The sequence below is a fragment of the Polaribacter sp. genome (genome assembly GCF_965656025.1).
In the GTDB taxonomy this organism is placed as follows: Bacteria; Bacteroidota; Bacteroidia; order Flavobacteriales; family Flavobacteriaceae; genus Polaribacter.
In genome coordinates, this window is the sequence record NZ_CBFHJT010000034.1 from 1 (window position 1) to 19,905 (window position 19,905).

At 30.3% G+C, this 19,905-nt stretch carries 16 protein-coding genes and 1 pseudogene; 12 read left to right on the forward strand and 5 right to left on the reverse strand.

Going from position 1 to position 19,905, the window contains the following annotated elements; translation table 11 throughout:
- Both ACTG3S_RS08070 and ACTG3S_RS08075 read left to right on the forward strand, forming a co-directional pair.
- Positions 1-410, forward strand: a pseudogene (locus tag ACTG3S_RS08070) (translational GTPase TypA); the annotation flags it as partial.
- Between the two features lie 276 nt (positions 411-686).
- A complete protein-coding gene (locus tag ACTG3S_RS08075) occupies positions 687-3,545 on the forward strand; it encodes a BspA family leucine-rich repeat surface protein (protein WP_439128844.1) in 2,859 nt (952 codons plus the stop codon).
- Positions 3,546-3,697: 152 nt separating this feature from the next.
- On the opposite strand, the gene ACTG3S_RS08080 is transcribed toward ACTG3S_RS08075, so the two are convergent.
- From ACTG3S_RS08080 to ACTG3S_RS08090, 3 genes are all read right to left on the reverse strand, one after another.
- Positions 3,698-4,285 carry an alpha-ketoglutarate-dependent dioxygenase AlkB gene (locus tag ACTG3S_RS08080; RefSeq protein ID WP_439128845.1) on the reverse strand — a complete coding sequence of 196 codons (588 nt, stop codon included), beginning with the start codon at positions 4,283-4,285 and terminating at the stop codon, positions 3,698-3,700.
- Between the two features lie 931 nt (positions 4,286-5,216).
- Entirely contained in the window at positions 5,217-8,858 is a 3,642-nt protein-coding gene (locus tag ACTG3S_RS08085; protein WP_439128846.1) for a M1 family aminopeptidase, read from the reverse strand.
- 29 nt (positions 8,859-8,887) lie between these two features.
- Positions 8,888-9,775, reverse strand: a complete 888-nt coding sequence (locus ACTG3S_RS08090; RefSeq protein ID WP_439128847.1) for an ABC transporter ATP-binding protein — start codon at positions 9,773-9,775, stop codon at positions 8,888-8,890.
- 633 nt (positions 9,776-10,408) lie between these two features.
- Here ACTG3S_RS08090 and hisG point away from each other — a divergent pair.
- The 8 genes from hisG to hisIE all read left to right on the forward strand — a co-directional run bounded on the left by hisG (position 10,409) and on the right by hisIE (position 17,915).
- The gene (gene hisG / locus ACTG3S_RS08095) at positions 10,409-11,266 is read left to right on the forward strand and encodes an ATP phosphoribosyltransferase (RefSeq protein ID WP_439128848.1); all 858 of its coding nucleotides are present in this window, start codon (positions 10,409-10,411) and stop codon (positions 11,264-11,266) included.
- Positions 11,267-11,445: 179 nt separating this feature from the next.
- Positions 11,446-12,729, forward strand: a complete 1,284-nt coding sequence (gene hisD / locus ACTG3S_RS08100) for a histidinol dehydrogenase (protein WP_439128849.1) — start codon at positions 11,446-11,448, stop codon at positions 12,727-12,729.
- A gap of 40 nt (positions 12,730-12,769) precedes the next feature.
- On the forward strand, positions 12,770-13,819 hold the full coding sequence (gene hisC / locus ACTG3S_RS08105; protein WP_439128850.1) for a histidinol-phosphate transaminase: 1,050 nt from the start codon (positions 12,770-12,772) through the stop codon (positions 13,817-13,819).
- Positions 13,820-13,821: 2 nt separating this feature from the next.
- Positions 13,822-14,958 (forward strand): bifunctional histidinol-phosphatase/imidazoleglycerol-phosphate dehydratase HisB, encoded by a 1,137-nt coding sequence (gene hisB, locus ACTG3S_RS08110; protein WP_439128851.1) that lies wholly within the window; start codon positions 13,822-13,824, stop codon positions 14,956-14,958.
- Positions 14,959-15,034: 76 nt separating this feature from the next.
- The gene (gene hisH, locus ACTG3S_RS08115; RefSeq protein ID WP_439128852.1) at positions 15,035-15,616 is read left to right on the forward strand and encodes an imidazole glycerol phosphate synthase subunit HisH; all 582 of its coding nucleotides are present in this window, start codon (positions 15,035-15,037) and stop codon (positions 15,614-15,616) included.
- A 27-nt stretch (positions 15,617-15,643) separates the two neighbouring features.
- Positions 15,644-16,402 (forward strand): 1-(5-phosphoribosyl)-5-[(5-phosphoribosylamino)methylideneamino]imidazole-4-carboxamide isomerase, encoded by a 759-nt coding sequence (hisA, locus tag ACTG3S_RS08120; protein ID WP_439128853.1) that lies wholly within the window; start codon positions 15,644-15,646, stop codon positions 16,400-16,402.
- A gap of 74 nt (positions 16,403-16,476) precedes the next feature.
- A complete protein-coding gene (gene hisF / locus ACTG3S_RS08125) occupies positions 16,477-17,232 on the forward strand; it encodes an imidazole glycerol phosphate synthase subunit HisF (RefSeq protein ID WP_439128854.1) in 756 nt (251 codons plus the stop codon).
- Between the two features lie 56 nt (positions 17,233-17,288).
- Positions 17,289-17,915: a bifunctional phosphoribosyl-AMP cyclohydrolase/phosphoribosyl-ATP diphosphatase HisIE gene (gene hisIE / locus ACTG3S_RS08130; RefSeq protein WP_439128869.1), complete on the forward strand. Its 627-nt coding sequence runs from the start codon at positions 17,289-17,291 to the stop codon at positions 17,913-17,915.
- 65 nt (positions 17,916-17,980) lie between these two features.
- Here hisIE and ACTG3S_RS08135 read toward each other — a convergent pair whose 3' ends face one another.
- Positions 17,981-18,265 carry a hypothetical protein gene (locus ACTG3S_RS08135; RefSeq protein WP_439128855.1) on the reverse strand — a complete coding sequence of 95 codons (285 nt, stop codon included), beginning with the start codon at positions 18,263-18,265 and terminating at the stop codon, positions 17,981-17,983.
- A gap of 177 nt (positions 18,266-18,442) precedes the next feature.
- Between ACTG3S_RS08135 and ACTG3S_RS08140 the strand changes: the two genes are divergently transcribed.
- A complete protein-coding gene (locus tag ACTG3S_RS08140) occupies positions 18,443-18,583 on the forward strand; it encodes a hypothetical protein (protein ID WP_439128856.1) in 141 nt (46 codons plus the stop codon).
- Between the two features lie 70 nt (positions 18,584-18,653).
- Here the strand turns inward: ACTG3S_RS08140 and ACTG3S_RS08145 are convergent, their stop codons facing one another.
- A complete protein-coding gene (locus ACTG3S_RS08145; protein WP_439128857.1) occupies positions 18,654-19,292 on the reverse strand; it encodes a DUF937 domain-containing protein in 639 nt (212 codons plus the stop codon).
- Positions 19,293-19,414: 122 nt separating this feature from the next.
- Between ACTG3S_RS08145 and ACTG3S_RS08150 the strand changes: the two genes are divergently transcribed.
- Positions 19,415-19,905: dicarboxylate/amino acid:cation symporter (locus tag ACTG3S_RS08150; RefSeq protein WP_439128858.1), on the forward strand; the 491-nt coding region annotated here is incomplete at its 3' end.

Here is a 19,905-nt window from a genome sequence, read left to right on the forward strand (position 1 = left end):
CTACAGCAGGTCAAGCAATTATAAACCACCGTTTTTCAGAATATGGGCCTTACAAAGGTGATTTCTCTGAAGAAATAAAAGGAGCTATAGTATCTTCTGCTGCAGGTAAGGCAACAGCCTATGCAATTGACAGGTTGCAAGATAGAGGTCGTTTCTTTATAGATCCAAACCAAGATATTTATATTGGTCAGGTTGTGGGTGAAAACTCAAAATCTGATGATATGGGTGTAAACCTTATTAAGGGAAAAAAATTAACCAACGTTCGTTCTTCAGGTACAGATGATAGTGTGAAAATTGCACCAAAAATCGATTTCTCTTTAGAAGAATGTATGGAGTATATAAAAGCAGATGAGTATTTAGAAGTAACTCCAGAAAGCTTACGTATGCGTAAAATCAACTTTAGGCCATAATTATAGTTGTTTTTATAACACATAATTTAAAAAAAGCTCAAGAATTTATTTCTTGAGCTTTTTTTTGTTTAATTACCAGTTAATTCATTTAGGAAATTCTGCAATTATTTTAAAAGAAAACCAATTTTAACTTCTAATAATAATACTATTAGAATAAGCGATAAAAGGTTATTAATTTCTCTGTTTTTGCTAAAAAAATCATTTTATTAACCAAGTACAATCTTTTTGAATTTTGAATTTTATTCTTAATTTTTTATATTTGAGAAAACGATACATATGAAAAAAATTACTTTACTACTCTTATTTTTTAACCTTTATAGCTTTTCACAAAACAATGCTAATTTTACATTAGCATCTAACGGGGTCACTTGTTTGTGTCCAGATGCAAATGATGGCGATACAGGTACATTAACCATTGATGGAGTGCAAAAAATGTTTACTAAAAGAAATAGAACTCAACTTAATTCATTAATAAGTGCAAACATCCAAGATCCAGAAATAGCACTAACATGTACATCTGGAATTACAGATATGAGTAGTTTATTTAGTCAGTTTATATTAGATCCTCAAGCATTAGCAACGTTTAATCAAAACTTAGAACATTGGGATGTCAGTAATGTTACCACAATGGAAAACATGTTTGTGGGGGCATCATCCTTTAATCAACCACTTAATAGCTGGGATACAGGAAATGTTACAACGATGTTTCAAATGTTTGCTCTAGCAACTTCCTTTAATCAACCTTTAGATAATTGGAATGTAAGTAACGTAACTAGTTTGAGAAGTATGTTTTTGCAAGCAACCTCATTTAATCAAAATATAAATACTTGGGATGTGAGCAGTGTTACTAACATGAGATCAATGTTTAATGGGTTTAATTCAATTAATACCTTTAATCAACCTTTAAATAATTGGGATGTAAGTAATGTTGAATCTATGGGCTTTATGTTTGCATCTTCTGCTTTTGATCAACCCATAGGTAATTGGAACGTGGGCAAAGTGCAATTTATTAACGCAATGTTTCAAAATTCTTCCTTTAACCAGCCCATTAATAATTGGGATGTTAGCAGTGTTACAATCATGTCTGGGATGTTTGAAAAAAACGCTAGTTTTAACCAGCCTTTAAGTAATTGGGATGTTAGTAATGTTACTAATATGTTTGTAATGTTTGAAAATGCGTTTAGTTTCAATCAAGATTTAAGTAATTGGGTATTTAATGGTAATGTTAACCTTGTCGATTTTATTAATTATTCTGGTGTAAAATCAGATAATTATGATTTACTCTTACAGAGTTTAAATAATCAAAATCTTACAGGTATAACACTAGGTGCAACAGATATCGCTTATTGTGATACTGCTACTCGAGATAATTTAATCAACACTAAAGGATGGAACATTACTGGTGATTTTTTAGGACAATGTGGCACAACTTTAAGCGCTTCTACAACACCATTTGTTACAACCTGGACTGTAGATAGCAATGACTTGAATATTGACATTAATACTTCTAATGCATATGGATATGATTATACAGTTAATTGGGGTGATAATCAAGAAGACCAAAATGTAATGGGAGATGTTTCTCATACATACGCTTCTTCAGGGACTTATACGGTATCAATAACTGGTGTTTTTCCACATTTTAGAGCTTGTAAAACACCTTTTGGAATTTCACCAAACTGTAGTAATGCAAGTAAATTAACTACCGTTGAATCATGGGGTGATCAAGAATGGCAAAATATAGCCGGTAGTTTTAGAGATGCGACAAATTTATCATTCAATACGAGTGATGCTCCAAATATATCAAACGCTAAATCTTTACAAGCAACATTTAGAGGCGCTACAGGTTTTAATTCTGCAATTGATAATTGGGATGTAAGTAGTATAGAAAGTATGGCATTTACCTTTTATGGAGCATCATCATTTAATCAACCATTAAATAGCTGGCAAACTGATAATGTAGAAACCATGCGTTTTGCCTTTTATAACGCAACAAATTTTAATCAACCCTTAAATAGTTGGAATGTTGGGAAGGTGAAAACCATGTTCTTGATGTTTGGAAATGCTTCAACTTTTAATCAAGACCTTAACAGTTGGAATACAGCTAATGTTACAGATATGTCTTCTATGTTTAATGGAGCTACTGGTTTTGATGGAACAATAGGTTCTTGGGATGTAAGCAGTGTTACTAATATGGCAGATATGTTTAATAACGCGCAAAACTTTAATCAAGCGATTGATAATTGGAATGTAAGTAATGTAACTTCAATGCGAGCAATGTTTGTTAATGCTCCAAGTTTTAATCAATCCTTAAATAGTTGGAATGTAAGCAAAGTAACTTCTATGGTTGATATGTTTAATGGTGCTTCAGCATTTAATGGAACTATTGGTGCTTGGGATGTGAGCAATGTAACAGATATGACAAATATATTTAGAAGTGCTTCTAGTTTTGATCAGAATATTGAAGATTGGGAGGTAGACAAAGTTACTTCAATGGAATATATGTTTGCAGGTGCAGGAATCTTTAATCAAGATATTGGCAACTGGAATGTAGGTTTGGTAACCAATATGGCAAATATGTTTGATGGTGCTTCTTTGTTTAATCAAAATATAAATAATTGGGATGTAAGTAAAGTAACGAACATGTCTACGATGTTTACCAATGCAGGAGCGTTTAATCAACCTCTAGATTCTTGGGATGTAAGTTCTGTTGCTAATATGAGCTTTATGTTTGAAGGTGCACTTTCATTCAATCAAGATATTTCTAATTGGTGTGTAGAACAAATAGCAAATACACCAAATTCTTTCTCTGCAAACTCAAGTTTGTCATCAAGTTTCTTACCAAATTGGGGGGCTACTTGTAATTCTTTAAGTATTGATGAAGATAAGTTAAATGATTTTGTTGTTTATCCTTCACCTACAAGAAATAAAATATATATTAATTATGCGGGCTCGTCTTTAGAAAAACATGTTCGTATTCAAATTTATACAACAATAGGTAAAGAAGTTTTTAACAAAGAGTATTCTAAAAGTTTACCTAAAGATATAAGTATATCAAATTTTCCTAATGGCTTGTATTACATTAAAATAACTTCAAAAGATAAAGAGTTTACTAAAAAAATAATAAAAATTTAAAACTATTATTATTAAAAAAAAGCTCAAGAATTTATTTCTTGAGCTTTTTTAATAGAACTGTCTAAACTAATATTTGTTGTTGATTTGGTTTAAATATAACTAGTAAAACAAACTAGAAACATACCTAAAATAGGTTGCTAGGTTTTATTAATTTATTGAAATGTAGGTTCTCGGAACGTAATATTTATTCTACCTTTTTTATATTTTGAATCCTGAAGTAAACTATGAGTATATCTTGATTGACAATGAGCTCCCATAACCAACAAACTTCCATTTGCTAAATCAAAATTATACAATTCATTGGTGGTTTTATCGCTAAAACTAAACTCACGAACCTCACCTAAACTAATAGAAGGTAAAATTGTATTAAATCCTGAGGTTTCTTGATCACTATGATAGGGAGCAAAATAATTGCCATCAGGATAATAAAGACACATTGCAAGTTCAAATTTCTTATTCAATAGATCTTCAACTTTTTGTTTTAGTTTATTTAAAGGACCTTCCCAAAGAAATGATTTGCCATGTATTTCTTCTGGATGACTATTTTTATTAATAAGGGTTTCGCTCGCAAATAATATTTTAAAACTATCTGTTTTTATTAAGTCATCTCCATTATTTATAATTATTCGAGATTGATCTAATTTGTATTTTTCGATTAAAATATTATATAATTCATTCGATTCTTCTTTACTTAAAAAGTCAGTAATATAATCGATTTCACAATTCGGAGGTAAGTTCATATATTTTGATTCAAATAGCGCCTAATTTTTTAGATATTCAGCTTTTAAATTCGTAATAATTAGAATTAGCTAAGTTATTTTTTTTCATCCAAAAAACAAACAAACAAACAAACAAACAAACAAACAAAAACCCTTATTTCAAGTTTCGTTAACGGTTTTATATTAGCAGTTATTTTAATGAAGATTATACATTTTTGGGTATAGTTATTTTATATTCAAGTTTTGATTCGGAAGAAATTTTATATTGTGTGTCAATAATTATTGAATTCTTTAGGTTTTTAGTAATTTCATGAATAAAAAGAGGGCTAGTTAAACCACTTTCATTGATAAGAATTTTCTCATTTTTATAAACTTGTATTTCAGTAATAATTAAAAGTTGATCAAATCCTTTCAACTTTTCACTTTCAATTACAGTTTTCCTTTTTGTAAATGCTTTTATTTCTCTTTAATTGCTTTGTCTATTTCTCGGATAAATTTTCGAGTTCTCAACAAATCATCAAGACATTGAGCCGCCCAAAACATACCAAGTGCCTTTCCATTTTCATGTTCAATATCTTTTCGCCCTTTTCTATATCCATATCTTGTCCATTAATTACATTTAAAATTGATTTAAACCCATTAGATGCATTTGATAGCTTTAGATTAGTCAATTTTATCAGCAAAATATTCAGATGTAATTCTAATGGTTTCTTTTCTGATGTCCATTATTAATTAATAATCAATAGCTTTTTTAATTTCGTTAAGGTATTATACTACCTATAAACGAATTTTAATAATTAATCAAGTTTAGTAAAGGTTTCGTTATAAATGAAGATAACTAAGTTAATTTTTTTACAAAAAAATAAATATTTTAAAATCATAAAAAAGATTAATTTTAATCTATAAAAAAGCTCAAGAATTTCTTCTTGAGCTTTTTTGTTTAAAAGTGTAATTATTCTTCGAGTTCAACATTTTTTAAATTATCATCTGGAATTCGATCGATTAATTTATTGTAAGGATCAATTCCGGCTTTTATAGGAAGCCTATCAGTTGTGAAAGTAAATGTACTTGTTCCTGGCTCAATCCAACGTTTTTCTAAAATTAAAGGAACTTTAGTTGTCATTCCCATTTCATTCTTAGTATCACTATCAAATACAGCAATTTCAATTACATTTGGTTTGTCTCCTTTTTCTAAAAGTTTTCCATTTCCACCAAAGTAATTTTTTGCACTTTCTACTTCTAAGGTTACTTCATATTCTTTATCTGAAATTTTCTTATAAGTTGCATTTTTTACTTTATTGTTATAAATAGTAATCTTCTCAAAACTATCTTCTAGATAGTATTGTAAAGAATCTGGTGTTACAGATTTCATATAACTATACCATTCAGTTGAGGTTGCAAAGGGAGCCTTTTGTCTGAATTTAGCATCCTCCATAAATTTTTTGAATCCACTGTTTAAAGTATCTTCTCCAATTAAATCTTGCAAGCCATATAAAATTAAACCTCCTTTTCTATACCAAACATAAGCCTGACTATCATTGTCTAGTAAGGTCTTTTCAAATTTTCCTTCGTTAGCTCTTCCTCTTAAATAGCTATCAAGCTCTCTTTTTAAGAAATCTTGCATTGCATCTATTCCATATTCTTTTTTCATTACCATTAAAGATGAATATTCTGCCATAGATTCAGAGATTTGATTAGAACCTCTAGTAGCTGAAGGTGTAATTTGATGTCCCCACCATTGATGCGCAACTTCATGAGAAGTAACCATATACACATAATCTAAATCTTCAGGATCACTAAAATCTCCAACCCAACCAAAGCTTTCTGCATAAGGAACTGTATTTGGAAAAGATTGAGCAAAAGTATTATATCTTGGAAATTCGATAATTCGCATTTGCTTGTATTGATAAGGACTGTAGTTTTTAGAAAAATAATCCAAAGAATGTTTTACACCTTTTACAAATTTATCCAAGTTGTATTTATGTGTTGGATGATGAAAAATTTCAATATTAACATTTTCACCATTTTCACCCGTCCAAACTTCTCTTAACACATCATATCTAGCAGAAGAAATATTATAGAAAAAATCTAATTCTCCATTCATTTTATAATGATAATATTTACGTCCATTTTCTTCCCATTCTTTTTGTAACATTCCAGGCATAATAGCAATTTGATCTAAATCTGTGCTTACAGTTCCTTCAAAAGTTATGTAATCTGCATCATTATTAAATAACAAGTTACTAGTTCCCCATTCGTCATCTTGTTCTGGAAGTGAATAATCCTTAATCGGTAAATTATGTTTCTTTCTGTCTTGATCACTTGAGATTTCGCCCTGTGCACTATATCCAAAGGAAGGGAAATATCCATCGTTCAAGAAAGTACCATTATAGACAATTTGAGAACCTGAACCTTCATTAGGAAAACCCTCAAAATAACGAGAAACGGTTAATTCCATTGAAACAGTATCATTGGGTTGCATCGTTTTAGGTAACTTGTATATTTGATAGCCAAATTTTTCAAATTCTTTTCCTAAGACAGGTTTTTGATTATCAATTAAGAACTTATCCATTTTTCTCTTAAAACTAGATTTACCTCCCCAATTTAAATGTAAAGAATCTATTGGTTCATCAGATTTATTTACCATTATAAAGTTAGTGGTGATGGTTGCACTTCTCTCTTTTGGTAATAAATCTGCGTTAACTTTTACATCAATTATTTTTGGTTGATGAATTTTTGCATATTTGCTTAAGGTTTTTTCGTAATCAACTCTATTAAGAGTACCTGCATCAGCATTTGCATAATAGTTTAAGGTTTTAGTATTGTAATTAATATAAAAACCAGCTCCAATCCATAAAATTAAAGCGGTAACAATACTAACCAATGTTGCTCCTCGAAATCTACTTTTTGCAATTTGAAATCTTGCTTTTCTTCCTGAATCTGTTCCTCGTTTCCAAAATAAATAACCAATAAAAGTTAATAGTGCTCCACAGGACAACCAATAAAATCTAAACCAGAAAAGTGATTCACCAAAATGACCAAAACCATTCATATCAGATACTGTGTATCCAGCTGAATAACCATAGAGATATAGATTGTTGTTAATTTCAGCAAAATTGTTTAATCCAAATAAGAATATCCAAATAGCGATAGCAATTACGTGCCCCATAAATTTTTTAGACACGATAGAATGTACAAAGAATGCCATCATTATAAAGATGATATATCTTGGATATTCTATTAAATATAAATCTGTAAAGTATTTACCAAATTCAAAATTGTAATATCCTTTAATGATTTGATTAAAAACACCACTAACCAGAACAAGATTTACTAAAACAAAAGCAACCAATGCGAGTGCTAAAAATTTAGAGCCATAAACAATTCTGTTTGGTAAAGGCATGGATCCAAATATCTGATCATATCTTACACCACGTTCTCTATGCAATACTTCTCCAGTCATAAAAACAATAAGAATAAAGATGAGAATTACATAAGTAAAATCTTTTACCTCTAACATATAATAGGTGAGTGGTAGCGACGGAGTTCCATAGGACGGAAAACCAAACCACGCATCAAAAAACAAGAAAGCTACACCAGCTGCTAAAATAGCTTTAAAGAAGTTGTCTCTTACAATATTTTTAAATTCCAAAAACGCTAAACTAAAAAGTAACTTTATGTTTAAGGCACCAGAAAAATGCTTTCCAACAGAAGGGATTTTAATTAATGCTGCATTAGACGAGGATTGCTTCGCTTCTTTTTTCTTCTTTATTTTACCAAAGTTTTTATTCAAAAAGCGCTGAAAATCAAAACGAAATAAAGTATAGAGAAATAAAATAACCCCTAAACCAACCCATAACAGACGATTCCAAATAATCATTCCATCAAAAGGTACAGTTAAGGTATTTTGTTCTTCTGCTGTCCAGTATCTGGTTACATTATTGAAAGTTCCTAATCCAAATGGATCTAATAAACTTACCAAATCTTTAGCTTCAATATCTTGAGTTAGTGTATTAGTTACTAGGTAAGTAATGAATAAAATAGCACCACCTGCATAGGCTAACATAACTTTTTTTGTCATACTTACCAAGGTAAAAAAGATACATCCAGCGAAGAAAAAGTTGGTCCAGTATAAAGTTAAAGTGGGTTGTAGATACCACCATAGGTTAAAGTCGGTAAAACGTTCTGGTTCTACAAAACCTGCATAAGGTCCAATTTCAAAACCAATAATTAACCCAGCATGTAAACCTAAACTGACTAATAATAGGACAAACATAGAACCAAAAAAACGCCCCATTAGGTATCCTTTTTCAGTAATAGGATAGGAGAAGTAATAATTCTCTGTTTTGTGTTCTATATCTCTGTAAACAGGAACTCCCATAATAGCACTCGAAAGCATAATTCCGAAAATACTAATGACGGATAACATGGTTGCAATTGCTGTTGGCGAATTCACAAATACTTTTTCAGAAGCGGGTCCATTTCCTCCAATAGAAAAAAACAAACCAAACACTAATAAAATTCCAAAATATGCCCAAGTTGCGGGTCTTTTCAAACGATATTTAATCTCAAATAGAAAAATTTCTTTAAACATAATTGATTTTTTTTAAGTTAATAATTCAATTATGCAGAAACAGACTCCATACGAGTTGTTATTTCAGCAAAATATACATCTTCTAAATTTGCAGTTCCTTTTTTGAAAGAACTGTGAGGTTTTTCATCACTTAAAACATGAATAATAGTTTGTCCTGCTTTTAAATGTGTAGAAATGACTTGCATTTCATTTTGATAAGAATCTAATTCCGATTTTTCTATCGCTTTTGTCCAAATCTTACCTTCTACGTTTTTGGTTAAATCGTTTGGATTTCCTTGAGCTACTACTTCACCTAAGCAAATGATTGCCATATTTTGACATAAATTTGAAATATCTTCTACAATATGTGTGGAAAGAATTACAATGGTGTTTTCACCAATTTCACTCAATAGGTTGTGAAAACGAACACGTTCTGCAGGATCTAATCCTGCTGTTGGTTCATCAACAATAATTAAACGCGGATCACCAATTAAAGCTTGTGCAATACCAAAACGTTGCTTCATTCCTCCAGAATAGGTCCCTAAACTTTTATTGCGAACATGCCAAAGATTAGTTTTGCTTAATAAGGATTCTACTAAATCTTTACGCTCTCCTTTATTGGAAATCCCTTTTAATTTAGCAATATGATTCAGCATATCGTATGAAGTGATTTTTGGATATACTCCAAACTCTTGAGGTAGATATCCTAATATTTCTCGTACTTTAGACTTGTGTTTTAAAATATCAATATCACCTAAAGTAATAGAACCCGAATCTGCTTCTTGTAAGGTTGCTAAGGTTCTCATTAAGGATGATTTCCCTGCTCCATTAGGTCCTAAAAGACCAAACATTCCTTGAGGTATTGTTAATGAAACGTCTTTTAAAGCCTGAACGCCGTTTGAATACGTTTTACTCAAATTATTAATTTGTAATTGCATAGATAGTTAGTTTTGGTTAGAATAGTAGTTTTTAAATATTTTTCAAACTCATAATCAGAGTTTTATAAAAATAATTTAATAAATATACATTTTTTTAATTACATGCATAATTCTAATTTTAACAAAAGCATCTTTTAGAGAATTTACATATTCAGTCTTACTATTCATACAAATTATTCTCTTTTCCATTATTACAGCTAGTTGATATTGCGATAATTAGAAAGGAAATTAATTAGTGTGCTAATTTTTTATCAAATAAAAAACGAGTGAAAAATTTATTTTTTAAATAAAAATTCAACAATATCTATAATTTTGATAAAAATTTAAATCAATTCAAAAATTTCATAAAAATCATTTTGATTTAAAGAAATAAAATTAAGATATTTGCAGAAAGAAATAAACAAATGAACTTTAATCAAAACCATCATCATCATTTTTACAATTGCTCTCAAGCGATGTAGAAATGTATTGATTAAAGTCTAATATATAATACAAACCCGTTTGAGAAAATCAAACGGGTTTTTTATTTAAAAAACACTCCTTTTGAGAAAAAAACGTTTCAAATAAATTATCATTCCCATAAAAATGGGATTCTAAAGAAAGAATTAAGAAATAGTTCAAAAAAATAGTAAAATGAACAAATTAAGAATTGCAGTACAAAAATCAGGAAGGTTAAACGAAGATTCTATGAGAATCTTAAAAGACATTGGTATTTCTATAGATAATGGTAAAGACCAATTAAAAGCAGCAGCTAGAGATTTTCCTGTAGAAGTATTTTATTTAAGAAATGGAGATATTCCACAATATTTGCAAGATGGGGTAGTAGATGCAGCCATTATTGGCGAAAATGTTTTAATAGAGAAAGGGAATGATATTGAATTTGTAGAGCGTTTAGGTTTTTCTAAATGCAAGGTATCTATCGCTGTTCCTAAAGAATCGAATGCTAGTTCTTTAAAAGATTTGGCAGGCAAACGAATTGCAACATCATACCCAGAAACAGTAAAACAATTTTTATCAGCACAAAATATTGATGCAAATTTGCACATTATTAATGGTTCTGTAGAAATTGCTCCAAATATTGGATTGGCAGATGGTATTTGCGATATTGTTTCTAGTGGTTCAACACTATTTAAAAACGGTTTAAAAGAAATTGAAGTATTGTTAAAATCAGAAGCTGTTTTGGCAGTTTCTCCACAAATATCAAAGGAAAGAAAAGCCATTTTAGAGAAAATTCAGTTTAGAATTCAGTCGGTTCTAAAAGGCAGAAACTCTAAATATGTTTTGTTAAATGCACCTAACGAAAAATTAGAAGCAATACTAGCCTTATTACCAGGCATGAGAAGTCCTACTGTTTTGCCATTAGCAGAAAAAGGTTGGAGTTCTGTTCATACGGTAATTTCTAAAAATCAATTTTGGGAAATTATAGACGAGCTAAAAGAAAATGGAGCAGAAGGTATTTTAGTTTGCCCAATCGAAAAAATGGTGCTTTAGCAAAGCTAAAGCCTGCTGAACTTGATTCAGCATCTCAAAATAAATTGAAAAAATAAGATAATTTTTTTTGGGCGTTTTAACGGGCTTTTCGCACTCGCTTTTTTTCAGAAAAAGAAAAAAGAGCTCAAACAAATGCTACAATCCCTAACGCTCACGAAAGTTAATAAGAGAATAGAGTTATGAAAATAATTAGTAATCCATCAAAAAAAGATTGGTCTCAAATTTTAGAGAGACCCACAAAAACAGTTGATGATATAGAAGCTATTGTAAACAATGTTTTTACTGAAGTAAAACAAAATGGAGATACAGCTGTTGCTAAATACACAACAAAATTTGACGGTGTAACTTTAGAAAACAACCTAGTTTCTAACTCAGAAATAGAAGAAGCAATCAATTTGGTTTCGCAAGACTTAAAAGAAGCTATCAACGTAGCAAAAACGAATATTACTAAGTTTCATAAAGCTCAAAAAACAGCAAACGTAGCTGTAGAAACTACAAACGGAGTTTCTTGTTGGCAAGAAAAAAGACCCATAACCAAAGTAGGTTTATATATTCCTGGTGGAACAGCACCTTTGTTTTCTACAGTTTTAATGTTGGCAATTCCTGCACAAATTGCAGGTTGTAAAGAAATTGTATTGTGCTCTCCTCCAAATGCAGCAGGTAAAATTCACCCAGCGATTTTATATACAGCCAATTTATGTGGAGTTACTAAAATTATTAAAGTTGGCGGTATTCAGGCGATTGCTGGTTTAACTTTTGGTACAGAAACTATTCCTCAAGTTTATAAGGTATTTGGTCCAGGAAATCAGTTTGTAACGGTTGCAAAACAATTGGCAACCAAATTTGGTATAGCTATAGACATGCCTGCTGGTCCTAGCGAATTGTTAGTAGTAGCAGATGACACAGCAAATGCGAGTTTTGTAGCTTCAGATTTGTTGAGTCAAGCAGAACATGGTGTGGACTCTCAGGTTATTTTAGTATCTACTTCTAAAAACCTAATTGCTGACGTAGAAAATGAAATCAATACACAGATTTTAGAGCTACCAAGAGTTGATATCGCTAAAAAGGCGATAGAAAATTCGAAATCAATTTTTGTAGAAACAGATGAAATTGCATTAGAATTGATAAATGAATACGGTCCAGAACATTTTATTGTTTGTACTAAAAACAACAACTTTTATGAGCAAAATATTGAAAATGCAGGTTCGGTTTTTATTGGTAATTATACACCAGAAAGTGCAGGAGATTATGCATCAGGAACCAACCATACTTTACCCACCAACGGATTTACAAAAGCGTATTCTGGGGTAAATTTAGATAGTTTTACAAAAAGTATTACATTTCAAGAAATTAGTAAAAAAGGAATTCAGAATATTGGTAATTCCATTGAATTAATGGCAGAAACAGAAGGTTTACAAGCCCATAAAAATGCGGTAACTTTACGTTTAAAAGATTTAGAATAACAATTAAAATGTCAGACTGAGCTAGTCGAAGTCTTTTAGTATGAAATCAAATTTCAACATAAACAATCTCGTAAGAGAAAACATCAAAAACATCACCCCATATTCCTCTGCAAGAGACGAATACAAGGATGTTTCTATCGATGAAATGGTATTTTTAGACGCTAATGAAAATCCGTTTGAAAATGGAGTAAATCGTTATCCAGACCCACAACAGAATATTGTAAAAGATTTGTTATCAAAAATTAAAAATATTGATAAAAAAAATATTCTTTTAGGAAATGGTAGTGATGAAGTGTTGGATTTAATTTTTAGAGCTTTTTGCGAGCCAAAACAAGACAATGTAATAACATTACCACCAACATATGGTATGTATTCAGTCTTGGCGAATATCAATAATATAGAAAATAGAAAAATTTTATTAACCCAAGATTTTCAACCAAAAGTTGATGAAATTTTAACAAAAGTGAATGCAAATAGTAAGATTTTGTTTTTATGTTCACCAAATAATCCTTCAGGAAATAGTTTTTCTTCGGATAAAGTGACAGAATTATTACAAAAATTTAATGGAATCGTAGTAATTGACGAAGCCTATATCGATTTTTCTGATGAAAAAAGTTGGTTAGAAAAATTAAAAGATTATCCAAATTTAATCATTACACAGACCTTATCTAAAGCTTATGGTTTAGCTGGTATAAGACTAGGTGTATGTTATGCTTCTGAATCAATAATTGCTATTTTAAACAACATAAAACCACCTTATAACGTAAACGAATTAACGCAACAAAAGGCTATTGAACGTTTGCAAAAGGTTGATGAAGTTCAAGAAGAAATCCTAAAAATTAAAGCACAAAGAAATCAATTAATTACTCGATTAAAAGAAATCAATTTTATTAAAGAAATTTACCCAACAGATTGTAATTTTGTATTGGTAAAAGTAGATGATGCTACAAAACGATACAATCAATTAGTTGCAAAAGGAATTGTGGTTAGAAACAGAACCACACAACCTTTATGTGAGAATACCTTGCGTTTTACTATAGGAACTAAAGATGAAAATGAGAAATTGATAAAAGTTTTAAAAGATATTTAATCATGAAAAAAGTATTATTCATAGACAGAGATGGAACGCTAGTTCTAGAACCACCTGTAGATTATCAATTAGATAGTTTAGAAAAGCTAGAATATTACCCAAAAGTATTTCAATACATGGCAAAAATCGCCTTAGAATTGGATTACGAATTGGTGATGGTGACCAATCAAGATGGTCTTGGTACGGATTCTTTTCCAGAAGATACCTTTTGGCCAGCACAAAATAAAATTATTACTGCTTTTGAAAAAGAAGGTGTAGTATTTTCTGAAGTTTACATAGATAAAACCTTTCCTCATGAAAACGCTGAAACACGTAAACCAAGAACTGGATTGTTGAAAAAGTATTTCTCGTCAGCATATGATTTAGAAAATTCATTTGTTTTGGGTGATCGAATTACAGATATGGAATTGGCAAAAAATTTAGGAGCAAAAGGGATTTATTTATCAGAAAACCCTGAATTAGGTGCTGATGAAATTGAGTCTGACAAACAAGAAATAGTCAATTGTATTGCATTAACTTCTTCAGATTGGGCAGAAATTTATCAATTTTTAAAATTAGAGGATAGAGTTGCTGAAATTACCAGAAACACCAATGAAACCAAGATTTATATCAAACTAAATTTAGATGGTTCAGGTAAAAATGATATTAGCACAGGATTGTCTTTTTTCGATCACATGTTAGACCAAATAGGTCGTCATGGAAATATGGATTTGACCATTAAAGTTAATGGAGATTTAGAGGTAGATGAACACCACACCATAGAAGATACTATGATTGCTTTTGGTGAATTATTCAACAAAGCGTTAGGTAATAAATTAGGCATAGAAAGATTTGGTTTTTGTTTGCCTATGGACGATTGTTTAGCACAAGTAGCTGTTGATTTTGGAGGTAGAAATTGGTTGGAATGGGATGCTGAATTCAAAAGAGAAAAAATTGGTGATATGCCAACAGAAATGTTTTTCCACTTGTTTAAATCGTTTACAGATGGTGCAAAATGTAATTTAAACATCAAAGCAGAAGGTGAAAACGAACATCACAAAATAGAAGGTATTTTTAAAGCATTTGCAAAAGCAATGAAAATGGCCGTGAAAAGAGATGCAAACAAAATGTTTTTACCATCTACAAAAGGTCTTCTCTAGTTGATCGTTTTTTGTTTTTAGTTATTGGTATTTTAGAACCATCAACCAAAAACCATCAACCAAAAACCAATAAAAAATGAAATTAGTAATTATTAATTACGGTGCAGGAAACATAAAAAGCATTCAATTCGCTTTTAAACGCTTGGGCTTTGATGCTGTTTTAACGAATGATGTTGATGAAATAAAAGCGGCAGATAAAGTGATTTTTCCAGGAGTTGGTGAAGCAAGTTCTGCCATGAAAATGTTGCAAGAAAGTGGATTAGATGCCATAATACCGACTTTAAAACAACCTGTTTTAGGTATTTGTTTAGGCATGCAATTGATGTGTAATCACTCAGAAGAAGGAAATACAAAAGGGTTAGGAATTTTTGATGTAAACGTAAAAAAGTTCTCCAATTCAGTAAAAGTACCACAAATGGGATGGAACATAATTTACAATTTAGAATCTAAATTGTTTACAGGAATCAAAGAAAAAGAATTTATGTATCTGGTGCATAGTTTTTATGCAGGAGAATGCAAAGAATCTATTGCTACAACTGATTATGAAGTTGAATATGCGTCAGCATTACAAAAAGATAATTTTTATGGAGTTCAGTTTCATCCAGAGAAAAGTGGAAATGAAGGTGCAAAAATTTTACAGAATTTTTTGGAACTATAAACCAACAACTAAAAACTAAAAACTATTTTGAGAATAATACCAGCCATAGATATAATTGACGGAAAATGTGTTCGTTTAACGAAAGGCAATTATGATACTAAGAAAATATATAATGAAAATCCGTTAGAAGTTGCTAAAGAGTTTGAAGCAGCAGGAATTGAATATTTACATGTTGTAGATTTAGATGGAGCAAAAGCAAGTCAGATTATTAATTACAAAGTGTTAGAACAAATTGCAACAAAAACCAACTTAAAAATTGATTTTGGAGGTGGTTTAAAAGCTGATAAAGATTTAGAAATTGCCTTTAATTCTGGTGCAAATCAAATTACTGGAGGAAGTATTGCGGTAAAAAATCCAACAATTTTTGAAAGTTGGATTGCTAAATATGGATCAGAAAAAATTATTTTAGGAGCCGATTTTTATCCTTATAAATCCGGAGGTAAAATTGCAACAAATGGTTGGCAAGAAGAAAGTCGTTTAGAATTAATTCCGTTTATTACTGATTATCAACAAAAAGGAATACAGTATGTAATTTGTACAGATATTTCTAAAGACGGCATGTTACAAGGTCCGAGTTTTGATGTTTATCATGATATTTTAAGTAATACTGTCATTTCGAGCGCAGTCGAGAAATCTCTAAAACTAATCGCTTCAGGAGGAATATCTTCTTTTGAGGAAATACCAAAATTAGCTAAAAATGGTTGCGAAGGTGTCATCATTGGAAAAGCCATTTATGAGAATAAAATCAGTTTAAAACAATTAGAAAATTATATAGTTAATGGTTGATCGTTTTTAGTTGATGGTTTCTAAGCAGACCAACAACCAATAACGCACCACCAACAACAACGAACAACCAAGTTATGTTAACAAAAAGAATAGTACCTTGTTTAGATATTAAAAACGGAAGAACTGTAAAAGGTGTCAATTTTATAAATTTAATTGATGCTGGAGATCCTGTGGTTTTGGCAAAGCAATATGCAGATTTAGGCGCAGATGAATTGGTTTTTTTAGATATAGCAGCTACATTAGAAAATAGAGGAACTACTTTAGATATGGTTCTAAAAGTGGCAGAACAAGTAAATATACCTTTTACAGTAGGTGGAGGAATATCGTCTGTTGAGCACGTAGATAAATTATTAAAATGTGGAGCAGATAAAGTATCCATAAATTCATCAGCAGTAAAAAGACCTGAATTGATTAATGAATTGGTAGATAAATTTGGCAGCCAATGTGTAGTTGTTGCTATTGATGCTAAGCAAATTGAAGGCGAATGGTTTGTACATTTGGCAGGAGGAACAATTCCAACGGAAATTAAATTATTTGATTGGGCAAAAGAAGTAGAAGAACGTGGAGCAGGAGAAATTTTATTTACTTCTATGAATCACGATGGCACAAAAGGTGGTTTTGCAAATGAAGCCTTGGCATATTTATCAAATTTGGTAAACATTCCTATTATTGCTTCTGGTGGCGCAGGTACAATTCAGCATTTTGCGGATACATTTGTTGATGGGAAATCTGATGCAGCGTTAGCAGCAAGCGTATTTCACTTTGGTGAGATACCTATTTTAGAGTTAAAAGAAGAATTAAAAAGACAAAATATACCTGTAAGAATTTAACAGTAGTTTATAGTTGTTGGTTTCTACTTGATGGTTTAAGTGAGAATCAAAAACAAATAACCAACAACCAAAAACCAAACAAAATGAAAATAGATTTCAATAAAAACAATGATGGTTTAGTACCAGCAATCATACAAGATGCAACTACAAAAAACGTCTTGATGTTGGGTTATATGAATGAAGAAGCTTTTGCTAAAACACAAGAAACTAAATTAGTTACTTTTTTTAGCAGGACTAAAAATAGACTTTGGACAAAAGGTGAAGAAAGTGGAAATGTCTTAAATTTAGTGGATATAAAACTAGATTGCGATAATGATACTTTGTTGATTCAAGTAAATCCTAATGGACCCACTTGTCATAAAGGTTCAGATACTTGTTGGAACGAAGAAAATAATTCGAATTTTGGTTTCTTTTCAACATTAGAAAATGTAATTACAGAAAGAGTTGCCAAAAAAGACACAAAAAAATCTTATGTAGCTAGTTTATTTGCAAAAGGAATTAATAAAGTAGCGCAAAAAGTAGGCGAGGAGGCTGTAGAAACAGTAATTGAAGCTATGGATAATAATGATGAGTTGTTCTTATACGAATCTGCAGATTTATTATTTCATTATTTAATGTTGCTACAAGCCAAAGGCTTCACTTTAAAAGATATTGAAGCTGAATTGATGAAAAGACAGAAATAAATTTTAAAAACCAAAACCCCAAAAACAGTATTGTTTTTGGGGTTTAAAAATTTTAAATTTTAATTTTATTTATTAAATTTTTTTATAGAATCTTGTTCTAAATTTTCATTTTGTTCAGAACCTTGACTATAAACTTGATTTTCTTCGTCTTTTAGAGAAGTATTCGTTTTATCCTTTGATAATTTCCTATTAGGAACATCCAATTCTTTGGCAGTAAAATCAACTTCTTTTTCTCTATCCTCTAATAAACGATCATCTCCTAAATCATTTCTTAAATTTCCTTTTTTATCACCTAAAGTATTTAAATTTTCTTTTGTAACTTCTGAATTATATGTTTTTTCTTTGCTCATTATTAAGTTTTTAAGTTCAAAATTAAAATAAATAGATTATAAAATATTTTAGAACGTATATGATATAATCTTTAGTGCATATACTTTTTTAACAGTTCAATTTATTGTTTAACAGTATCTTAACCCAATAAAGCGTTTGTGTTTTGTATCTTAAAATGAACATAAAAAACAATGAAAATGGGAATTATTAGAGATAGCAAAAAATTCGAAAGAAAAAAAACACAGAATCATCCAACAAATCCTGGTGGTGATTTAGATCAAAAAAACAAAGATTTTAGTCTAGATAAAGAAAATATCGTAGAGCAAAAAGAAAAATAAAATCTTAAAAAGGAATAAAAAAAAGTCTTTCATAACGAAAGACTTTTTTTATGCATTTATTTGAGAAAAATTATTTACCAAACAAACCACCTAATAAACCACCAAGTCCACCAGATTTTTTCTTACTTCCACCTAAAACCATTCCAGCAACATCATCAATTACACTTCCATCACCATCTGCATCTAATATTTTTTCTAAAAAGCTTTGTTCGTTTTGTGCTTCATTACCACCTAACAAGCCACCTAAAAGCCCTGTTAAATCGTTAGAACTATTTACATTTTGTTCTTTTTTTTGTTTTCCTAAAACCCCCATTAAAATAGGTGCAGCTACTTTTAAAATATTCCCTACAGAGCCTGCATCTAAACCAGATTTTTGACCAATGATTTGCTCTACACCACTTTGTTTGCTTCCTAAAACATGACTTAAAATTCCAGCACCATCTTGTTTTACACTTTCATCTACCCCACCATTAAATAAACCACTTAGGTTGTCTAAAATACTACCATCGTGTTTTTTTTCTAAAGCGCCCATTAAACCTGCAGCACCTTCAGGAGAAGAAGCATTTCTTTCCATCGCTTTCATTAAAACTGGTAAAGCCATGGTTAAAACACTACTAGTTTTGTTGGTGTCATTCCCTGTAGAACCAGATACACCAGATACTATTTGTTTTCCTAAATCGCTATTTAAAAGGTCTAAAATTCCTGACATTTTTATGTTTTTAATAATTAATAAGTTAGTTTTCTATAAATCTGACACAATATACAAATAAAGTCACTTCAATTTTTATTTTTTTTTTATCTTTCAGATTCAAATTAAACGTAATATAATTAATGAAGAAACTAGCATTACACTGGAAAATTTTGATAGGAATGGTATTAGGTATCATTTTTGGTTTTATAATGAATACAATTGATGGAGGTAAGGGTTTTGTAACAGATTGGATTAGCCCATTTGGAACCATATTTATAAATCTTTTAAAATTAATAGCTGTTCCATTAATTTTAGCATCATTAATTAAAGGAATATCAGATTTAAAAGATATTTCTAAAATTAAAAAAATGGGATTAAGAACCATTTCGATTTATGTAGGTACAACTTTAGTAGCTATTATTATAGGTTTGGGAATTGTAAACCTAGTAAAACCAGGTACAGGCATGTCTGCAGATACCATAGAAAAAATTAAAACTAAATATGAAAATTCTGCTGATGTTACTGACAAATTAACCAAAGCAACAGCACAGAATGATGCTGGTCCATTACAAGCATTGGTAGATATTTTTCCAAGTAATATATTTCAATCTTTTGTAGATGCAAGTATGCT